1 protein-coding gene and 1 pseudogene are annotated in these 1,489 nt (G+C 68.4%); both read left to right on the forward strand.

The annotated features are described in order from the left end of the window. Positions 1 to 238: 238 nt before the first annotated feature. The gene (locus H928_RS0121670; protein WP_021028371.1) at positions 239 to 757 is read left to right on the forward strand and encodes an OmpA family protein; all 519 of its coding nucleotides are present in this window, start codon (positions 239 to 241) and stop codon (positions 755 to 757) included. A 78-nt stretch (positions 758 to 835) separates the two neighbouring features. Further along, positions 836 to 1,489, forward strand: a pseudogene (locus H928_RS32610) (hypothetical protein); the annotation flags it as partial.

Consider the following 1,489-nt stretch of genomic DNA (forward strand, 5'->3'; position numbering starts at 1 on the left):
GCACGGCAGCGCCGCACTTCGTGGCCAGCACGGCCGGCAGCGCGCTGCAGCCGGTGGCTACTGCCATCAGCAGTGTGGCGAGCGGCGATGCACACAGCGTGCTGCCGCAAGACCTGCTGCACCACCAACTGGCCTGATACAGCGCACCTTGCGCTGATCAGTGACCCGCTTCCATCCCCATGGGTCTGCAGCGCTTGCCTGGTTTCCAGGCAAGCGCGGGGCCCCATCAAGGATTGCCATGTTCAAACTTCTCCCTCTTTCTGTCGCCGCCGCTCTGGCCCTGGGCCTGGCGGCCTGCGGCAGCAGCTCCACCACCTCCAAACGTGAGGAGCACCATTACGCGCTGTCCAAACCTGCGGCCGAGCCCGCCCAATCGGGCGTGGCGCCGGTCGTGGCCACCGCACAGCCGGGCAACAAGGGGCCGGCCGATACGGCCCATACCGTGTATTTCGACTTTGACTCCTACACCGTGCGCCCGGCTGACCGCCCCGTGCTGGAGAGCCATGCACGCTGGATGCGCAGCCACCCTGGCCAGTCGCTGACCTTGCAGGGCCACACCGATGCACGTGGCGGCATCGAATACAACCTGGCGCTGGGCCAAAAACGGGCCGAGTCGGTGCGCAGCAGCTTGCAGACCCTGGGGGTGGACCCCGCCCGTGTCGAGGCCGTGAGCTATGGCAAGGAACGCCTGGCCGATACCGGCAGCAGCGAAGAGGCCCACCAGCGCAACCGCCGGGTCGAGTTCGAATACCGCTGAGTGCCCCATGCCCTGGCAAGGCATGGCGCCCTGCATCGCCATGCCGCTTCCCTTGTCTCAGCCCCTGGAGGACATGTGTTGGCGCACCAAGCACCCCACCGCTGGAGCAAACAGCCCAGCCTGGTCCAGCAACTGGGCCTGGGCCTGGACTATTTGAAAACCCGCACCAGCCCCCTGCCCGAGCCGTTTGGCGACTGCATCTTGCTGCTGAGCGTGGCGACACCAGGAGAGCCTGTGGCGACCTTCTATGTGCGCCGCGCCACGCTGGAGGCGGCCTGGCGCGCCGGCACCACCCAGGTGCGGCAATGGGCCTGGAGCCGCAGCCTCGACTGCCTGGAGCTGCGCATTGACTGGCCCTCGCATATCAGTGCGCTGCAAGGCGGTGCCGCACCGGCTAGCCCGCGCCTGGCGGTGTCGGCCTGGGCGCTGGCCGACGAGAGCCTGGAGCAGGTGCAACTGGTGCCGCCCCAACGTTGGTCCAGCACGGCCCCGGCACCGAGCGCATGGCTGCCCGGCATGGGCGAGCAGCCGGACCGCCTGCCCCGCGCGTACTGGCTGCTGCATCTGCAAGGCCTGTTTGTCAACAGCGAAGGTTATTTGACGCAGTTGCCGCGCGCTGACCTGCCCCCGTTGCAGGCCAGCGGCGCCGCCTTGCCCCAGAGCGAGGCCAGCATCGCGATGCTGCAGGCGCTGGCCGTGCCCGAGCCGGCCCACAGCCCTTGGAGCAACGAG

The sequence above is a fragment of the Comamonas sp. B-9 genome (assembly GCF_000410635.1).
In the GTDB taxonomy this organism is placed as follows: domain Bacteria; phylum Pseudomonadota; class Gammaproteobacteria; order Burkholderiales; family Burkholderiaceae_C; genus Comamonas.